At 70.9% G+C, this 16,702-nt stretch carries 11 protein-coding genes; 7 read left to right on the top strand and 4 right to left on the bottom strand.

Annotated elements, in window-relative coordinates; genetic code table 11:
* Positions 1–56 precede the first annotated feature (56 nt).
* Both ACFC1I_RS03860 and ACFC1I_RS03855 read left to right on the top strand, forming a co-directional pair.
* Positions 57–1,910, top strand: coding sequence for a glycosyl transferase (locus tag ACFC1I_RS03860; RefSeq protein WP_376006531.1), 1,854 nt, complete (start codon positions 57–59; stop codon positions 1,908–1,910).
* Complete coding sequence (locus ACFC1I_RS03855; RefSeq protein ID WP_376006530.1) at positions 1,910–2,848, top strand: tetratricopeptide repeat protein; 939 nt, start codon at positions 1,910–1,912, stop codon at positions 2,846–2,848. Before ACFC1I_RS03860 ends, ACFC1I_RS03855 begins: the two co-directional genes overlap by 1 nt.
* Positions 2,849–2,931: 83 nt before the next feature.
* Here the strand turns inward: ACFC1I_RS03855 and glgB are convergent, their stop codons facing one another.
* The 3 genes from glgB to glgX all read right to left on the bottom strand — a co-directional run bounded on the left by glgB (position 2,932) and on the right by glgX (position 9,351).
* Positions 2,932–5,109: a 1,4-alpha-glucan branching protein GlgB gene (glgB, locus tag ACFC1I_RS03850; protein WP_376006529.1), complete on the bottom strand. Its 2,178-nt coding sequence runs from the start codon at positions 5,107–5,109 to the stop codon at positions 2,932–2,934.
* Positions 5,106–7,190: a maltotransferase domain-containing protein gene (locus ACFC1I_RS03845; protein ID WP_376006528.1), complete on the bottom strand. Its 2,085-nt coding sequence runs from the start codon at positions 7,188–7,190 to the stop codon at positions 5,106–5,108. The genes glgB and ACFC1I_RS03845 overlap by 4 nt, the downstream gene beginning before the upstream one ends.
* A gap of 76 nt (positions 7,191–7,266) precedes the next feature.
* Positions 7,267–9,351 (bottom strand): glycogen debranching protein GlgX, encoded by a 2,085-nt coding sequence (gene glgX, locus ACFC1I_RS03840; protein WP_376006527.1) that lies wholly within the window; start codon positions 9,349–9,351, stop codon positions 7,267–7,269.
* 114 nt (positions 9,352–9,465) lie between these two features.
* Between glgX and ACFC1I_RS03835 the strand changes: the two genes are divergently transcribed.
* The 4 genes from ACFC1I_RS03835 to ACFC1I_RS03820 all read left to right on the top strand — a co-directional run bounded on the left by ACFC1I_RS03835 (position 9,466) and on the right by ACFC1I_RS03820 (position 14,634).
* The gene (locus ACFC1I_RS03835; protein ID WP_376006526.1) at positions 9,466–10,659 is read left to right on the top strand and encodes a cysteine desulfurase family protein; all 1,194 of its coding nucleotides are present in this window, start codon (positions 9,466–9,468) and stop codon (positions 10,657–10,659) included.
* A gap of 9 nt (positions 10,660–10,668) precedes the next feature.
* Positions 10,669–11,766: a tRNA 2-thiouridine(34) synthase MnmA gene (gene mnmA, locus ACFC1I_RS03830; RefSeq protein WP_376006525.1), complete on the top strand. Its 1,098-nt coding sequence runs from the start codon at positions 10,669–10,671 to the stop codon at positions 11,764–11,766.
* A gap of 269 nt (positions 11,767–12,035) precedes the next feature.
* Positions 12,036–14,270 carry an NAD-dependent DNA ligase LigA gene (gene ligA / locus ACFC1I_RS03825; RefSeq protein ID WP_376006771.1) on the top strand — a complete coding sequence of 745 codons (2,235 nt, stop codon included), beginning with the start codon at positions 12,036–12,038 and terminating at the stop codon, positions 14,268–14,270.
* Positions 14,271–14,325: 55 nt separating this feature from the next.
* Positions 14,326–14,634, top strand: coding sequence for a YciI family protein (locus ACFC1I_RS03820; protein ID WP_376006524.1), 309 nt, complete (start codon positions 14,326–14,328; stop codon positions 14,632–14,634).
* A gap of 4 nt (positions 14,635–14,638) precedes the next feature.
* On the opposite strand, the gene ACFC1I_RS03815 is transcribed toward ACFC1I_RS03820, so the two are convergent.
* Positions 14,639–16,339: a long-chain-fatty-acid--CoA ligase gene (locus ACFC1I_RS03815; protein WP_376006523.1), complete on the bottom strand. Its 1,701-nt coding sequence runs from the start codon at positions 16,337–16,339 to the stop codon at positions 14,639–14,641.
* Positions 16,340–16,399: 60 nt separating this feature from the next.
* Between ACFC1I_RS03815 and gatC the strand changes: the two genes are divergently transcribed.
* Entirely contained in the window at positions 16,400–16,699 is a 300-nt protein-coding gene (gene gatC / locus ACFC1I_RS03810) for an Asp-tRNA(Asn)/Glu-tRNA(Gln) amidotransferase subunit GatC (protein WP_376006522.1), read from the top strand.
* The last annotated feature ends 3 nt before the right edge of the window (positions 16,700–16,702 follow it).

Here is a 16,702-nt window from a genome sequence, read left to right as displayed (position 1 = left end):
AACTGTCGAATCGAAGGGTTGCGCCCTGTCCGCGCGCCCGGGAAAGGGTGTTCTTCGTGCGTTTCGTGTGGGCCGTGGCGGCTTTCGTGCTCGCCACCGTGATGATCGGTGCCGGCATCGCCCAGCGGACGATCTTCCAGGGACCCAAGACCGAGACCGCGGCGATCTCGGTCGAAGAGCAGACTCCGTATCTCCTCATCGACGGCGCCGTGCTCAACCAGATGCCGGGCACGCAGACGCTGCGCGCCCAGGCCGAGGGTGACATCTTCGCGTCGTACGGCCGCACGGCCGACATGGAGGCATGGCTCGCCGACTCGACCTACACCCACGTCACGCTGGACGACGAGGGCGGACTCGAGACCGCGGTCGTCGAACCCGAGGTCGACGCGACCGTGGATCCGGCCGAGCAGACGCCCGCGGAGCAGCCGGCCGAGGGGGACGCCGCAGCCGGCGGAGACGCGGCTGCCGACAGCGCAGGTCGCAGCCCGGTCGGATCGGACCTGTGGCTCGACGAGTACCAGCAGACCGACCTCCTCATCGCGCCGCTGCAGCTGCCCGACGAGATGAGCGTGCTCGTCGCCGCAGACGGCACCGCACCCGCGCCGAGCAAGGTGACCATCTCCTGGCCGCTGCAGACGTCGACGCCGTGGGCGGGTCCGCTCATCGTCATCGGCGGCATCCTCATGGCCGTGGGCGTGTTCCTGTACATCCTCGGCATCCGCCACGCGCGCCGCAAGCGCGGTCCGCGCCGCAAGGGGCTGCCGCTGCCGGTCACCGAGCCCATCGACATCGCGATCGACAACGACGACAAGGGCGTGATCAGCAGCGCGAAGCCCACGCGCCGCGCCGTCTCGAGCGGCGGCCGACGCGCGTTCGCCGTCGTACCGGTGGTCGCCGTCTCTGCGCTGCTGTTCTCGGGCTGCTCGGCCGACGCCTGGCCGCAGCTCGGCTCCTCGCCGACCCCGTCGCCCACGGCGACCGTGATCGCCCCGGACGGCCAGCAGGCCCCGGCGGTGACCAAGGCACAGGCCGAGCGCATTCTCACCCGCATCGCCGCCACGGTGGCCGACGCCGACGCGGCGATGGACGGCGATCTCGCCGACACCCGTCTCGAGGGCGCGGCACTCGCGGCGCGCGACACGAACTACAAGCTCCGCGCCGCCCTCGGCGACTACCCGGCGCCGGCGCCGATCCTGGCGAAGCCGCTCGAGATCATCCTGCCGCAGGCGTACGACGGCTGGCCTCGCTCGGTCATCGCCGTCGCCGACGACGACGAGTCCAAGACGTCGAGCATCATGGTGCTGACCCAGCAGGACCAGTGGGCGGACTACAAGCTGTCGTATGTCGGCAGCCTCGAGGCCTCGACCTCGCTTCCGGACCTCGCGCCCGCCTACATCGGCGCGCCGCAGGTCGAGCCCGATTCGCCGTTCCTCCTGCTGCCGCCGAACGAGGTCGCCGCCGCGTACGCGGACATCATCACCAACGGCGAGTCCAGCAAGTACTACGACCTCTTCGAGGCCGACGGCGACCAGCTCCGGGCCAGCATCGCGGCAGACCGCCAGCGTCGCCTCGACGAGTTCAACAAGACCGCTTCGTCGACCGGAAATCTGGAGTTCAGCACCGCAGCCGGAACGCAGGCGCCGTTCGCCCTGCAGACGGTCGAGAGCGGCGCGATCGTCGCCGTCAACATCGACGAGATCGACACCGTGAAGCCGACCAACGCGGACGCCGTGATCAAGGTCAACGACAACCGCACGGTCAAGACCCTCGCGGGCGTCGACCAGTCGCAGACCGGCTTCGCGACGACCTTCAGCGACCAGGTCTTCTTCTACGTGCCGGGCCCCGGGTCGAACGAGAAGATCCGGCTGCTCGGTTACTCGTCCGACATCCTCGATGCGAAGATTCTGTAGTGACCGATCCCACTCTGGGCGCCTCGCTGCGCGGCGCCGTCGACCTGTCCTCCCTCCGCAACCGTCCGGCGCCCGCCGCGCCCGGTGAGGAGGCGCCGGCCGGTGCCGGCGTCGCCGTCCCGTCGCTCGTCCTGGATGTCACCGACGAGACGTTCCCCCAGGTGCTGGAGCTCTCCCGCACCGTCCCGGTGGTCGTGGACCTGTGGGCGGAGTGGTGCGGCCCGTGCAAGCAGCTCAGCCCCATCCTCGAGAAGGTCGTGCTCGAGCTCGGCGGCCGGGTCGTGCTGGCCAAGGTCGACGTCGACGCGAACCCGCAGCTGTCGCAGGCATTCCGCGCGCAGTCGATCCCGATGGTCGTCGCGCTCGTGGCAGGTCAGCCGGTGCCGATGTTCACGGGCGCCGTGCCCGAGCAGCAGGTGCGCGAGGTGTTCGCGCAGCTCCTGCAGCTCGCGGCCCAGAACGGCGTGACCGGTTCCGCAGCGGTCGACGGCGAGGCCCCGCAGGAGGCGGCTGCCGAGCCGCCGGTCCCGCCGCTGCACGCGGAGGCGTTCGAGGCCATCGAAGAGGGCGACTACGCCCGCGCGATCGCCGCCTACGAGAAGGCGCTCCTCGAGAACCCTCGCGACGCCGAAGCGCGCGCAGGCCTCGGCCAGGTGCGCCTCCTCGACCGGGTGCAGGGAGTCGATCTGCAGGCCGCGCGGGCGGCCGCAGCATCCGCCCCTCAGGATGTCGCCGCGCAGTTCACCGTCGCCGATCTCGACCTCGCGGGCGGGCACGTCGAAGACGCCTACGGGCGCCTCCTGGATCTGTTCTCGCAGCTCCCTGCCGACGAGCGCACGCCGGTGCGCGAGCGGCTGCTCGAGCTGTTCGCGCTCGTCGGCGATGCCGACCCCCGCGTCATCGCGGCCCGTGGCCGGCTCGCGTCGATGCTGTTCTGAGGCACCTCGCGTCCGGTGGCACGGCCGCCCGCGAACGAGGCCCCCGGGTGCACCCGGGGGCCTCGTCGCATGTCCGGCGGATCTCAGCCCTTCGTCGGCGACGGGATGTGGGCGTCGGTCCGGTGGCGCAGCCACAGCACGCCGAGCGGCGGAAGCACGAGCGACGCACGACCGCCTTCACCCGCGTGGACGACGCCGAGGTTGCCGACGCCCGAGCCGCCGTAGATCTGCGCGTCGGTGTTGAGGATCTCGTCCCAGACGCCTGCCTCGGGCAGATCGAGCTCGTACGCCGAGATCGGGTTTCCGGAGAAGTTCGCGGCGACGACGACGGTGTTGCCGTGCCAGTCCCGGCGCGCGAACGCGATGACGTTCGGATTCCACTTCGGGCCGCCCAGTCGCGTGAACGCCGCGCCGTCGCTGTCGCGCGCCCACAGCGCCGAGTGCTCGCGGTAGATCCGGTTGAGCGCTCCGACGTACTCCTGCAGCTGCGCGTGCGTGGGCTGATCGAGCAGCCACCAGTCGAGGGAGCGACCCTCGGACCACTCCGAGAGCTGCCCGAACTCCTGGCCCATGAACAGCAGCTGCTTGCCCGGGTGCCCCCACATGTAGGCGAGGAACGCGCGCATGTTCGCGAGCTTCTGCCAATGGTCGCCGGGCATCCGCGAGAACAGACTGCCCTTTCCGTGGACGACCTCATCGTGGCTGATGGGAAGCACGTAGTTCTCGCTGAACGCGTAGACGAACGAGAACGACAGCTCGCCTTCATGATGCGAGCGGTAGATCGGATCGCGCTTGATGTACTGGAGCGAGTCGTTCATCCAGCCCATGTTCCATTTGAATCCGAAGCCGAGGCCGGCCTGGCTCGTGGGGGCGGTGACGCCGGGGAAGCTCGTGGACTCCTCGGCGATCATCGCGATGCCGGGGTAGCGCTTGTACGCGGTGGCGTTGACCTCCTGGAGGAAGCGGATCGCCTCGAGGTTCTCCCGCCCGCCGTGCACGTTGGGCGCCCACTCGCCCTCGTTGCGCGAATAGTCGAGATAGAGCATCGACGCCACGGCATCCACCCGCAGGCCGTCGACATGGAACTCCTCGAACCAGTACAGCGCGTTGGCGACGAGGAAGTTGCGCACCTCGTTGCGGCCGTAGTCGAAGATGTACGTGCCCCAGTCGCGGTGCTCGCCGCGTCGCGGGTCGGCGTGCTCGTACAGCGGCTCGCCGTCGAAGCGGGCGAGGGCGAAGGAGTCCTTGGGGAAGTGCCCGGGGACCCAGTCCATGATGACGCCGATGTCGGCCTGGTGGAGCCGGTCGATGAGGTAACGGAGATCGTCGGGGTGCCCGAAGCGACTGGTCGGCGCGTAGTACCCGGTGACCTGGTACCCCCACGACCCGCCGAACGGGTGCTCGGCGAGCGGGAGGAACTCGACGTGGGTGAAGCCCTGCGCGCTGACGTAGTCGATGATCTCGTCGGCGGCCTCGCGGTACGACAGACCCTGCCGCCACGATCCGAGATGCAGCTCGTACACCGACATCGGTCGTGACACGGGAGTGGACTTCGCGCGCTGCGTCAGCCACGCGCCGTCGCCCCAGGAGTACGAGGAGCCGACGACGACGGACGCCGTGGCGGGCGGCACCTCTGCGTACCGGGCCATCGGGTCAGCCTTGAGCACCCATTCGCCGCCCCGTGCCCGGAGCTCGAACTTGTAGGTGGCGCCCTGGCCGACGCCGGGGACGAAGAGCTCCCAGACGCCGCTCGCGCCCATCGAGCGCATCGCGTGGCCCTGGCCGTCCCACCCGTTGAAGTCGCCGACCACGCGCACCGCGCGGGCATTCGGCGCCCACACGGTGAAAGCCGTGCCCATCGAGCCGTCGTGCTCGCGCTCGTGTGCGCCCAGTACCCGCCACAGTTCCTCGTGGCGCCCTTCGCCGATGAGGTGGAGGTCGAGCTCGCCGATCGTGGGGGAGTGCCGATACGGGTCGTCCGCCGTGAAGTCGGGGCCGTCGGGATAGGTCGTCAGAAGCTCGTAGCGGGCCGGCGAGCCCGCGCGCGTGCCCTCCCAGATCCCCGCGCGCACGTGCTCGAGCGGCACCCGGGTGCCGTCGGCGAACACGGCGGTGACACTGTGCGCCAGCGGTCGGCGGGCGCGCACGGTCCAGGTCGCGGTGCCTTCGGCATCCGTATCGGGATGGATGCCGAGCACGGCGTGGGGATCGTGGTGCGAGCCCGTCGCGACGGCATCGAGGATCTGGTCGGCGGGCGTCATCGGGGCTCCTTCACGTGGAGGATGTGGACCGGCTCGGTGAACGCGTCGAGCATCACGTAGTTGTGATCCGACCACGTCCACCGGGCGCCGGTGACGAGGTCCTCGACCTCGTACGGCGTACCCGGCTCGACGCCCCATACGCGGGTGTCGAGGTGGACCATCGTCTGCCGCACCGAGTGCGGATCGGTGTTGACGACCACGATGATCGTGTCGCTGCGGCCATCGGGCGACAGCGCGGCGTCGAGGTGCTTGGCGTATACCAGGATCGCGTCGTCGTCGCTCCAGTGGATGCTGAGGTTGCGCAGCTGCCGCAGCGCGGGGTGCGCGCGCCGGATCTCGTTGAGGCGCGTCAGGAACGGGGCGAGCGAGTCGCCCCGCTCGACCGCGCCGGCCCAATCGCGGAGCTTGTACTCGTACTTCTCGTTGTCGATGTTCTCTTCGGACCCCGGACGGGCGACGTTCTCGTACAGCTCGTAGCCCGCGTACACGCCGTAGCTGGGGGCGGCGGTCGCCGCGATGGCGGCACGGATGCGGTAGGCGGCCCGTCCGCCGAACTGCAGGTACTCCGTGAGGATGTCGGGGGTGTTGACGAAGAGGTTCGGGCGGAGGAACGCCGAGGTCTCGTGGGCCAGTCCCGCCAGGAACTCCTCGAGCTCGGCCTTGGTGTTGCGCCACGTGAAGTACGTGTAGCTCTGCTGGAAGCCGGCCGACGCGAGGCTCTGCAGCGGCGCGGGGCGCGTGAACGCCTCGGCGAGGAAGACGACGTCGGGCTCGTCGGCGCTGACCGTCGCGATGAGCCACTCCCAGAACTGCAGAGGCTTCGTGTGCGGGTTGTCGACGCGGAAGATGCGCACGCCCTGCGCTATCCAGTGGCGCACCACCCGCAGCACCTCGGCGCGGATCCCCGCCGGGTCGTTGTCGAAGTTGACCGGGTAGATGTCCTGGTATTTCTTGGGCGGGTTCTCGGCGTAGGCGATGGTGCCGTCGGGGAGTGTCGTGAACCACTCCGGGTGCTCGGCGACCCAGGGATGGTCGGGCGCGGCCTGCAGCGCCAGGTCGAGCGCGATCTCGATCCCCGCCTTGTTCGCGGCCCGCACGAACGAGCGGAAGTCGGCCAGCGTGCCGAGATCGGGGTGGACCGTGTCGTGGCCGCCTGCGGCCGAGCCGATCGCCCAGGGAGATCCGGGATCGGCGGGGCCGGCGTCGAGCGTGTTGTTCGGCCCCTTGCGGTTCAGCGTCCCGATGGGATGGATCGGCGGCAGGTACAGCACCTCGAAACCCATGTCGGCGACCGCCGGCAGTCGCTTCGCCGCCGTGCGGAAGGTGCCGCTCTTGATCGAGCCGTCCTTGCTGCGCCGGGCGCCTTCGGAGCGCGGGAAGAACTCGTACCACGCACCGACCCCCGCGCGCTCGCGCTCGACGAGCAGTTCGAGGTCGTCGCCGATGGTCACGAGCGACATCAGCGGCCGCTGGTGGAAGAAGCGGGCGATCGCCGGGTCCTCGACGATCGTCAGCGCGCCGGCATCGTCGAGATCGGCGTCGCGGAGGGACGAGGCCGCGTCTGCGAGCGCCCGGCGTTCCGCGGCGGGACGGCCTTTCTCGGCACCGGCCCGGTCGAACAGGTGCGCTCCCATCTCACGCATGAGCGCAGCATCCACTCCCGCCGCGATCTTGAGCGACGCGGCGTGCTCCCACGTGGCGAAGTCGTCGCCGAACGACTCGAAGCGGAACCGCCAGATCCCCTGCTCGATGAGCGCCACCTCGGTGCGCCACCGGTCGAAGCCGTCCTCGAGGGGGTCGAGGCGATGCAGCGATTCGTCGCCGGAGGGGGAGAACAGCCGCACCTGCACGCCGATGCGGTCGTGCCCCTCGCGGAACGACGTCACGCCGAACGGCACGACCTCGCCCGCGAAGGCGGTGGGCCGGTAATCGCCCCACGGGACGGCCGGCGTCGGCTGGGCGAGGGGAACGCGCCGCGCTGCGGTATCGCGTTCGGCCTGCCAGGCACGGGTCTTGCGGACAGGGAGTGCCGAGGCGCTCCGCCACGGGCTGGAGCGCACGGAGCGCGTCTTCGTGACCACGACTCGAACCTATCGCGCGCTCGGCGGGGATGACAGCGACGTGACGCGGTGCCGCGATCCCGGAGCGGGTCGCGGACTACTCGGCACGGAAGAGACGCATCGACGTGCCGGCGAGCGGGACGACATCTCCGGGGGCGAACGACTCGGCCTCCTCGGACGGCGCCTCGTCGGCGCTCGACCACAGCGAGACGTAGCGCGTCACGTCCTCCACATCGGGGAGGGTGACCTCGACGGGCCGTTCCGTCCCGTGCACCATCAGCAGCACCCGGTTGAAGCCCTCGAACTCGGGCGTCGAGGAAGCCACGTACTGCAGCGTGCGGTGCGATGGATCGGTCCACCGCTCGATCGACATCGTCTCGCCGTTCTCGTCGTACCACTCCATGACGGACGCCGAGGGCGTGCGTTCCCCGAGCCGCGCGAAGCGCCCGGGGCGCAGCGCCGGATTCTCGCGGCGCAGGCGCAGCAGGTGGCGCACGTGGGCGTACAGATCCTGCTGCCACGGGGCGTGCTCCCACGACAGCCACGTCAGGGTGGAGTCGTGGCAGTACGCGTTGTTGTTCCCGCGCTGCGTGCGGGCGAATTCGTCGCCCGCGGTGAGCATGGGCACGCCGGCTGACAGCAGCAGCGTCCCCATGAGGTTGCGCATCGCCTTGCGCCGGGTCGCGAGGATGCGCTCGTCGGCCGTCGGGCCCTCTGCGCCGTGGTTGAAGGAGCGATTGGTGTCGGCTCCGTCGCGGTTCTGCTCACCGTTGCCGAGGTTGTGCTTGACGTCGTACGACACCAGGTCGCGAAGCGTGAAGCCGTCGTGGGCGGTGACGAAGTTGACGCTCGCGAGCGGGCCGCGCGCTTCGCTGAACGTGTTGGCGGAACCCGCGAGACGGTTCGCGAAGCCCCCGATGCCGACCGGCGAGGTCGACGCGCGCCGGGCGTAGTCGACGTCGCTCAGCCAGAAGTTGCGGACGCGATCGCGATAGCGGTCGTTCCACTCGCTCCAGCCCTCGCCGAAGTTGCCCGTCTGCCATCCGCCCATCCCGACGTCCCACGGTTCGGCGATCATCTTGACCCCGGCGAGCGCGGGGTCGTCGAGGATGCCGCGCAGGAGCGCGTGCTCCGGGGTGAACACGTGCCCCTCGTCCCGCCCGAGCGTCGTCGCGAGATCGAACCGGAAGCCGTCGATCTGCACCTCGTTCGCCCAGTAGCGCAGGGAATCCAGCACCAGGCGGGCCGCGGCATCCGTCGAGGTGTTCACCGAGTTGCCGCAGCCGGTGACGTCGATGTACGCGCCGTCCTCCTGCTGGCGGTAGTAGGCGCGGTTGTCGATGCCGCGCAGGCCCGAGCGCGGGCCGCCGATCCCCTCCTCGGAGGTGTGGTTGTAGACGACGTCGAGGATCACCTCGAGGCCTGCCTCGTGCAGCAGCTTCACCATGCCCTTGAACTCGCGCAGAATCGCTTCGGGGCCCTTCCGGCGGGCCTCCTCGGTGGCGTACGCCGCGTGCGGGGTGAAGAAGTTCAGCGTGTTGTAACCCCAGTAGTTGGTGAGCCCGTGCTGCAGCAGCCGCGGTTCGGTCGTGAACGCGTGCACCGGCAGCAGCTCGATGCTCGTGACACCGAGATCGAGGAAATGCTGCAGCATGGCCGGGTGCGCGAGGCCGGCGTACGTGCCGCGGAGGGCGCCGGGGACGTCGGGATGCCGCTTCGACAGGCCCTTGAGATGGCCCTCGTACAGCACCGTGCGATCCATCGGAATGGCCGGCTTGGCGACGCCGCCCCAGTCGAACGCGCCCTCGACGACCTCGGAGCGCCAGCCGTCGTAGCCGGTGCGGACGAGTCCGCGCGAGTAGGGCTCGAGCAGGAGCGTGCCGCTGTTGAAGGTGTTGCCGGGACCGTGCGGGCCGTCGACGCGGATCGCGTAGCGCGTGCCCGGGCGCAGCAGCGGCGTCGTGATCTCCCACACACCGCCGCCGACCGCGACGAGCGGCTCGGTCGCGGTGATCCAGTCGAGGTCGGTGTCGTCGAAGACGACGAGGTCGATCGCGTCCGCGGCGCCGGACCACACGCGCAGACGCGCCGAGCCGTCGAGGAGCACGACGCCCAGCCCGTCGAGCCGAGGGTCGTGAAGACCCGCGTCAGGGGGCGAGATGACGGAGACCGGGCTGATCATGCGGACTACCATAACCATGGTCCGAGTCGGCGGTGTTACGGCACCGGGTCCCACCGGACACGGAACTCGGATGCACCGACCCGCCGCCCCGACCGCGAAGGAGGCCCACCGGTCATGAGCGACGCGCGGATCTACCTCGATCACGCCGCGACCGCACCGCTGCGGCCGGAGGCGCGTGACGCGTGGATCGAGACCGCGGCGACCGTGGGCAACGCCTCGTCGATCCACGGCGCCGGTCAGCACGCGCGACGCGTGCTCGAGGAGGCGCGCGAGCGCCTCGCCGCTGTGGTGGAGGCTGACCCGATCGAGGTCGTGTTCACGTCGGGCGGCACCGAGGCGGTCAACCTCGCGGTGAAGGGCCTCTGGTGGGCGCGCGGCGCGGACGCGGACGCGGTCGTACTGCCGGACGGCGAGCACCACGCGACCCTCGACGCCGTGGAGTGGCTGGAGGCGCAGGGAGCGATCCTGCGGCACGTCGGCATCGACCGCACCGCGCGCATCCGTTCCGAAGCCTTCGCGGCCGCCCTGCCCGGGGCGGCTCTGGCGACCGCGCTCGTCGCGAACAACGAGGCCGGCACCGTCAACGACGCCGCCGCGCTGTCGGAGGCCGCCGCCGACGCGGGCGTGCCGCTGCACCTCGACGCGGTCGCGGCCTTCGGCCACGTGCCCGTGTCGTTCCGGGACTGGCGCGGCGACGCGCGCGGCCGCGCCGGCCTCGCGGCGATGAGCGTCTCGGCGCACAAGATCGGCGGTCCGGCGGGCGTCGGGGCGCTCGTCGTGGCGCGCGGTGCGGAGCTCACGGCGCTCCTCCACGGCGGAGGGCAGCAGCGGCGCCTGCGAGCCGGCACGCAGGACGTGCCCGGGGCCGTCGCGTTCGCCGTCGCGGCCGAGCTCGCGGAGGCGGAGCGCGTCGCCGAGGCCGAACGGCTCACGGTACTCCGCGAGCGGCTGGTGCGCAGCATCCGGAACGCGATCCCCGATGCCGAGCTGCTCGGAGACCCGATCGACCGTGTTCCCGGCAACGCCCACGTGCTGCTGCCCGGCGCGTCGGGCGAGACCCTGCTGTTCCTCCTCGACATGGCCGGCATCGCGGTGTCGACCGGGTCCGCCTGCCAGGCGGGCGTGCCCGAGCCCTCCCACGTCGTGGTCGCGATGGGGCGGACGGATGCCGAGGCCCGCCAGGTGCTGCGCTTCACACTCGGGCGCACCACGTCCGGCGCCGACGTCGACGCCCTGCTGGCCGTGCTGCCCGATGTCGTCGAGCGCGCGAGGGCGGCGTCCGGGCCGCGGTCAGGTACGGGTTCGTAGACTGGACGCATGCGGATCCTTGCGGCCATGAGTGGGGGAGTGGACTCCGCCGTCGCGGCCGCACGCGCCGTCGAGGCGGGCCACGACGTCGTCGGCGTTCATCTGGCGCTCTCCCGCGCGGGCGGAACCCTGCGCACCGGCAGCCGCGGCTGCTGCACCATCGAGGACGCGATGGATGCCCGCCGGGCCGCCGATCTCATCGGCATCCCCTTCTACGTGTGGGACTTCTCGGAGCGGTTCCGCGACGACGTCATCGACGACTTCGTGGCCGAGTACCGCGCCGGGCGCACCCCGAACCCGTGCATGCGGTGCAACGAGAAGATCAAGTTCGCCGCGCTCCTGGAGCGCGCGATCGAGCTCGGCTTCGACGCCGTGTGCACCGGTCACTACGCGACGCTCGTCGAGACTCCCGCGGGCCTCGAGCTGCATCGGGCGTCGGACAACGCCAAGGACCAGTCCTATGTGCTCGGCGTGCTGAACGCCGAGCAGCTCGCGCACACGTACTTCCCGCTCGGCGCCACCCCGTCGAAGGCGCTCGTGCGCGCCGAGGCCGAAGAGCGCGGCCTGACCGTCGCGCACAAGCCCGACAGCCACGACATCTGCTTCATCCCCGACGGCGACACGCGCGGCTGGCTCGCCGAGAAGGTGGGCGCCGAGCGCGGCGACATCGTCGACCGCACCGGCGCCGTCGTGGGCGCCCACGACGGCGCGCACGCGTTCACGGTCGGGCAGCGCCGCGGGCTGCAGCTGGGCGTTCCCGCGCCCGACGGCAAGCCGCGGTTCGTGCTCGAGGTGCGGCCGGTGTCGAACACCGTCGTCGTCGGTCCGAAGGAGGCCCTCGCCACCGCCGAGATCGCGGGCGCGCGGTATTCGTGGGCGGGGCGCCCGCAGCCCGCGGGCGAGTTCGCGTGCCACGTGCAGATCCGCGCGCACGCGGAGCCCGTGCCGGCGACCGCGACGCTCGCGGACGACCTGCTGACGGTGGTCCCCGAGGAGCCGTTCGACGGCGTCGCGCCCGGCCAGACGGCGGTGCTCTACGACGGCACGCGTGTGATCGGGCAGTTCACGATCGACCGGACGGTCTCGGCCGTCCCGGTCGACGCATGATCGCGGGACGGATGCTGCGCCGCACACTTCTGCGGATGCATCGGCGCCCTGGCGGTGTCGGAGCCCGCTCCTAGACTGGTGCGGTGACGGACGACCTCGGTACGACAGCCTCCGCGCCGCTCGCTGCGGCGGACGCCCTTCCCGCCGACGCAGGTCTGGAGGCCTCGCGCGCCGAAGCGCAGGAGCTGACCGACCGCATCATCGACGCCCGCGACGCCTACTACGGGCGCAACGCCGAGCTCGTCGACGACGCGACGTACGACGGGTGGATGCATCGACTCGAAGAGCTCGAGCGTCTTCACCCCGAGCTGCAAGGCCAGGACTCGCCGACCCAGACCGTCGGCGCCGCAGAGAGCTCGATGTTCGCACCGGTCGAGCACGCCGAGCGCATGCTGAGCCTCGACAACGTCTTCAGCCTCGACGAGCTGCGCGAGTGGTGCGTGAAGGCCGAGTCGGCGGCGGGCCGAAAGGTACGGTGGCTCACCGAGCTCAAGATCGACGGGCTCGCGATCAGCCTGCGGTACGAGCGCGGCGTCCTGACATCGGCCGCCACGCGCGGCGACGGCCGCACCGGCGAAGACGTCACGGTCAACGCGATCCGCGTCGCGGGCATCCCGCAGCGCCTGGCGGGCAGCGGCCACCCCGACCTCGTCGAGGTGCGCGGCGAGGTGTTCATCCCCGTCGCCGCGTTCGAAGCCCTCAACGCGCTGCAGGCCGACATGCGCGATCGCGCCGTCGAAGAGACGCGCGCCCGCGGCCGCGCGTTCGACGAGGCCAAGGCGCGACTGAGCGCGGAGCGGCGCTTCCCGTCGTTCGCCAACCCCCGCAACGCGGCGTCGGGCGGCCTCCGGCAGCAGCTCGACAAGAAGGACGGGCTGGAGCGCGAGGCGGGGCAGGCCCGGCTCGACTCCCTGCGCCTGTTCGTCCACGGCATCGGCGCGTGGAGCAATCCGCCCGTGGACTCGCAGAGCGAGACCTACGGGCTGCTCGCCGAGTGGGGTCTTCCGGCAAGCCCGTACTTCCGCACCGCCGACGACATCGACGGCGTGCTCGACTTCGTCGCCCACTACGGCGAGCACCGCCACGACGTCGAGCACGAGATCGACGGCGTCGTGGTCAAGGTCGACGAGCTCGCCCTCCACGACGAACTCGGCGCGACCAGCCGCGCGCCGCGGTGGGCGATCGCGTACAAGTACCCGCCCGAGCAGGTGAACACGAAGCTGCTCGACATCGTCGTCTCGGTGGGTCGCACCGGTCGCGCCACGCCCTTCGCCGTGATGGCCCCGGCCCGCGTCGCCGGGTCGGTGGTGCGTCAGGCGACGCTGCACAACCAGGACGTCGTGCGCGCGAAGGGCGTGCTGATCGGCGACACGGTGGTGCTCCGCAAGGCGGGCGACGTGATCCCCGAGATCCTCGGCCCCGTGGTCGAGCTCCGCGACGGCACCGAGCGCGAGTTCGTCATGCCCGCCGACTGCCCCGAGTGCGGTTTCCCGCTCGCGCCGGCGAAAGAGGGCGACATCGATCTGCGGTGCCCGAACACACGGGCGTGCCCGGCGCAGGTGCGCGGTCGCGTCGAGCACATCGGCTCGCGCGGAGCCCTCGACATCGAGGTCCTCGGCGAGGTGACGGCCGCTGCGCTCACCCAGGCCGAACCGCCGGCGGTGGCACCGCTAGAGACAGAGGCGGGGCTGTTCTCCCTTGAACTCACGGACCTCGTCCCGATCTCGGTGATCGTGCGTGATCCCGAGACCGGAGAAGTGAAGGTTGACGAGACGAGCGGACATCCCGTTCGCCGCTCGCCCTTCCAGAAGCTCGGCCCCGCGCAGTACCCGCCGGGAACCGAGAACATGGATGCGGCGGAGCGACGGCGTGCGGGCGTGCGCAAGGACTATCGCGAGGTCCTGCCATCCGAGGCGGCCGTCAAACTCTTGTCCGAGCTGGAGAAGGCCAAGACCAAGGAATTGTGGCGGCTGCTCGTTGCGCTCAACATCCGGCACGTCGGCCCCGTCGCGGCTCGCGCTCTGGCCCAGTGGTTCGGCTCGCTCGACGCGATCCGGGCGGCAGATCGCGAGAAGCTCGCCGAAGTGGAGGGCGTTGGTGGGATCATCGCCGACTCGCTTCGCGAGTGGTTCGACGTCGAGTGGCACGTCGATATCGTCGACCGCTGGGCCGCTGCGGGTGTGCAGTGGACGACGCCCGGCCACCCGGGGCCGGGTGCTGCTGTCACGGGCGGAGGAGTGCTGGACGGCCTCACCGTCGTCGCGACCGGTTCCCTCGAGGGCTACAGCCGCGAGGGAGCGCAGGAGGCCATTCTCAAGGCCGGCGGCAAGGCGGCCTCGAGCGTCTCGAAGAAGACGGACTTCGTGGCGGCGGGGCCGGGCGCCGGTTCCAAGCTCGCGAAGGCCGAGGAGCTCGGCGTCCGCATCCTCGATGCCGCGCAGTTCCACCTCCTCGTGACGCAGGGGCCCGAGGCGCTCGACGCCCTCGTGCCCGACGCGGGCTGACTCCCAGCCGCGGCGCGCGGGTGCGCTGCGTCGCACCGGCTGGGAGGATGGCCGCATGGCGCAGTGGCTCTATCGCATCGTCCCCACGCGGCCCGACATGGTGGTCGACGCGACGCCCGACGAGCAGCGCATCGTCGGGGAGCACTTCGCCTACCTGGTGGCGCTCCGCGACCGTGGCACGCTGATCCTCGCCGGGCGCACCCAGGAGGCGTCGGGCACCTTCGGGATCACGATCTTCGAAGCCGATGACGAGGCGGCGGCCCGCGGCGTCATGAACGCCGACCCGGCGGTGGCGGCGGGTGTGTTCGCCGCGTCGCTGCACCCCTACCGGATCGCCGTCGCGCGCGACGGTCTCGACGGCTGAGTCGTCAGGCTCCGGTGTTGAGCGCGAGCAGACGATCGCGGACCTGACGGCGCAGCACCTTGCCGATGAGGGACTTCGGCAGCTCGTCGACGACATAGACGCGCTTGGGCACCTTGTAGGGAGTGAGGATACCGCGGGCGAAATCGCGGACCGCTTCGATGTCGACCTGCTGGCCGGAGGCCACGACGATCGCCGCGACGACCTCCTCGCCGGAGTGCTCGCTCGGCAGGCCCACGACGGCCGCATCCTCGACCTGCGGGTGCTGGCGGAGGGCGTTCTCGACCTCGGTCGGGGCGACGTTGAAGCCACCGGTGATGATGAGCTCCTTGATCCGGTCGACGATGCGCACGAACCCGGCGTCGTCGATCGTCACGATGTCGCCGGTGCGGAACCAGCCCTCGGTGAAGACCGCCTCGGTCTCTTCGGGCTTGCCGTAGTAGCCGCTGAACACCTGTGGCCCGCGCACGATCAGCTCGCCGCGCCCACCCGCGGGGACGTCCTGCGTCGGGTCGTCGGGATCGACGACCCGGCACTCGGTGCCGGGGAGGGGCAGACCCACCGTGCCGGGAACGCGGTTGTCGGCGACCGGGTTCGCCATCAGCACCGGCGAGCACTCGCTGAGTCCATAGCCTTCGACCAGGAACCCGCCGGACGCCGCTTCGAAGGGCACCACGAGCTCGTGCGGGAGCGCCATCGCGCCCGAGATCGCGACCTCGGTGCCCGCGAGCGACACCCCCTTCTCGCGCGCCGCCTTGAGCAGGCGGTCGGCGATCGGCGGGACGAGCGGCAGGAAGGTCGCGGGATGCTTCTTCGTCACGCCGAGCACCATGTCGGGGTCGAAGCGCGGGAAGAGCACCAGCCGCGCACCCATCGACATGGCGAAGGTCAGGCAGAGGGTGAGTCCGTAGGCGTGGAACATCGGCAGGACCGCGTAGACGACGCATCCGTCCCCGCGCACGATCGACGGCACCCACGCGCGCGCCTGCGCCGCGTTCGAGAGCAGGTTGCGGTGGGTCAGCGACGCGCCCTTCGGCGTGCCGGTGGTGCCGCTCGTGTACTGGATCAGCGCGAGATCGTCGGTGCCCGGGCGCGGGTGGGATGCCGGGAGCGGCGACGACCCGACGACCTGCTCCCACGTCACCGTTCCCGACACCCGCTCGGTCAGCGCCTGCCGCGCCTCGCGGGCCTTCGCGATGGGGAGCTTGAGGGCGAGGCGGGTGCCGAACGGCATCCCCTTGATGACATCGACCGAGATGAGGCTCGTCACCGCGAGGTCCGCGGGGAAGTCCTGCACCGTGGCGACGACCTTGGTCCACACGATCGCGTGCTTGGCGCCGTGGTCCTCGAACTGCTTGCGCAGCTCGCGGGGCGTGTACAGCGGGTTGTGCTCGACCACGACGGCGCCCAGGCGCAGGATCGCGTAGAACGCGACGATGTGCTGCGGGCAGTTCGGCAGCACGATCGCGACCGGGTCGCCCGCCTTCACCCCGAGGTCGCGGAGTCCGGCGGCCGCACGCTCGATCTGCTCGTGCAGCGAGCGGTACGACGTCTCGCGTCCGAAGAACTGCAGGGCCGCAGCATCCGGGTAATCGCGTGCCGACGCATCGACGATGTCGACCAGGGAACCGGTCACGGGCGCGAGGTCCTCGGGGACGCCTTCGGCGTAGCTGGCGATCCAGGGGCGAGGTGGGTCGTAGGTCGTCACGGCCACAGCCTACGCCGGGCGGGCAACGGGCCGACGGTGCGGCCCCGGTAGTCTTGTCGGGTGTCTGAAATCACCCCCGATCTCGTGCGCCATCTCGGTGTGCTCGCCCGGATCCAGCTGAGCGACGGAGAGGTCGAGCGCCTCACCGGCCAGCTCGACGCGATCGTCGACAACATCGCCAAGGTCTCCGAGGTCGCCACTCCCGACGTCCCCGCCACCAGCCACCCGATCGCCCTCGAGAACGTGTTCCGCTCGGACGTTCCCGGCGAGCTGCTGACACCCGCGCAGGTGCTGCAGAACGCACCGGACTCCGCGGACGGACGGTTCCGCGTGACCGCGATCCTCGGCGAAGAGCAGTAAGGG

Origin of the sequence: Microbacterium sp. NPDC056044 (genome assembly GCF_042267145.1) — a bacterium.
Taxonomy (GTDB): domain Bacteria; phylum Actinomycetota; class Actinomycetes; order Actinomycetales; family Microbacteriaceae; genus Microbacterium.
The sequence above is the reverse complement of the archived record's forward strand: the minus strand, read 5'-3'. Positions and strand labels throughout refer to the sequence as shown.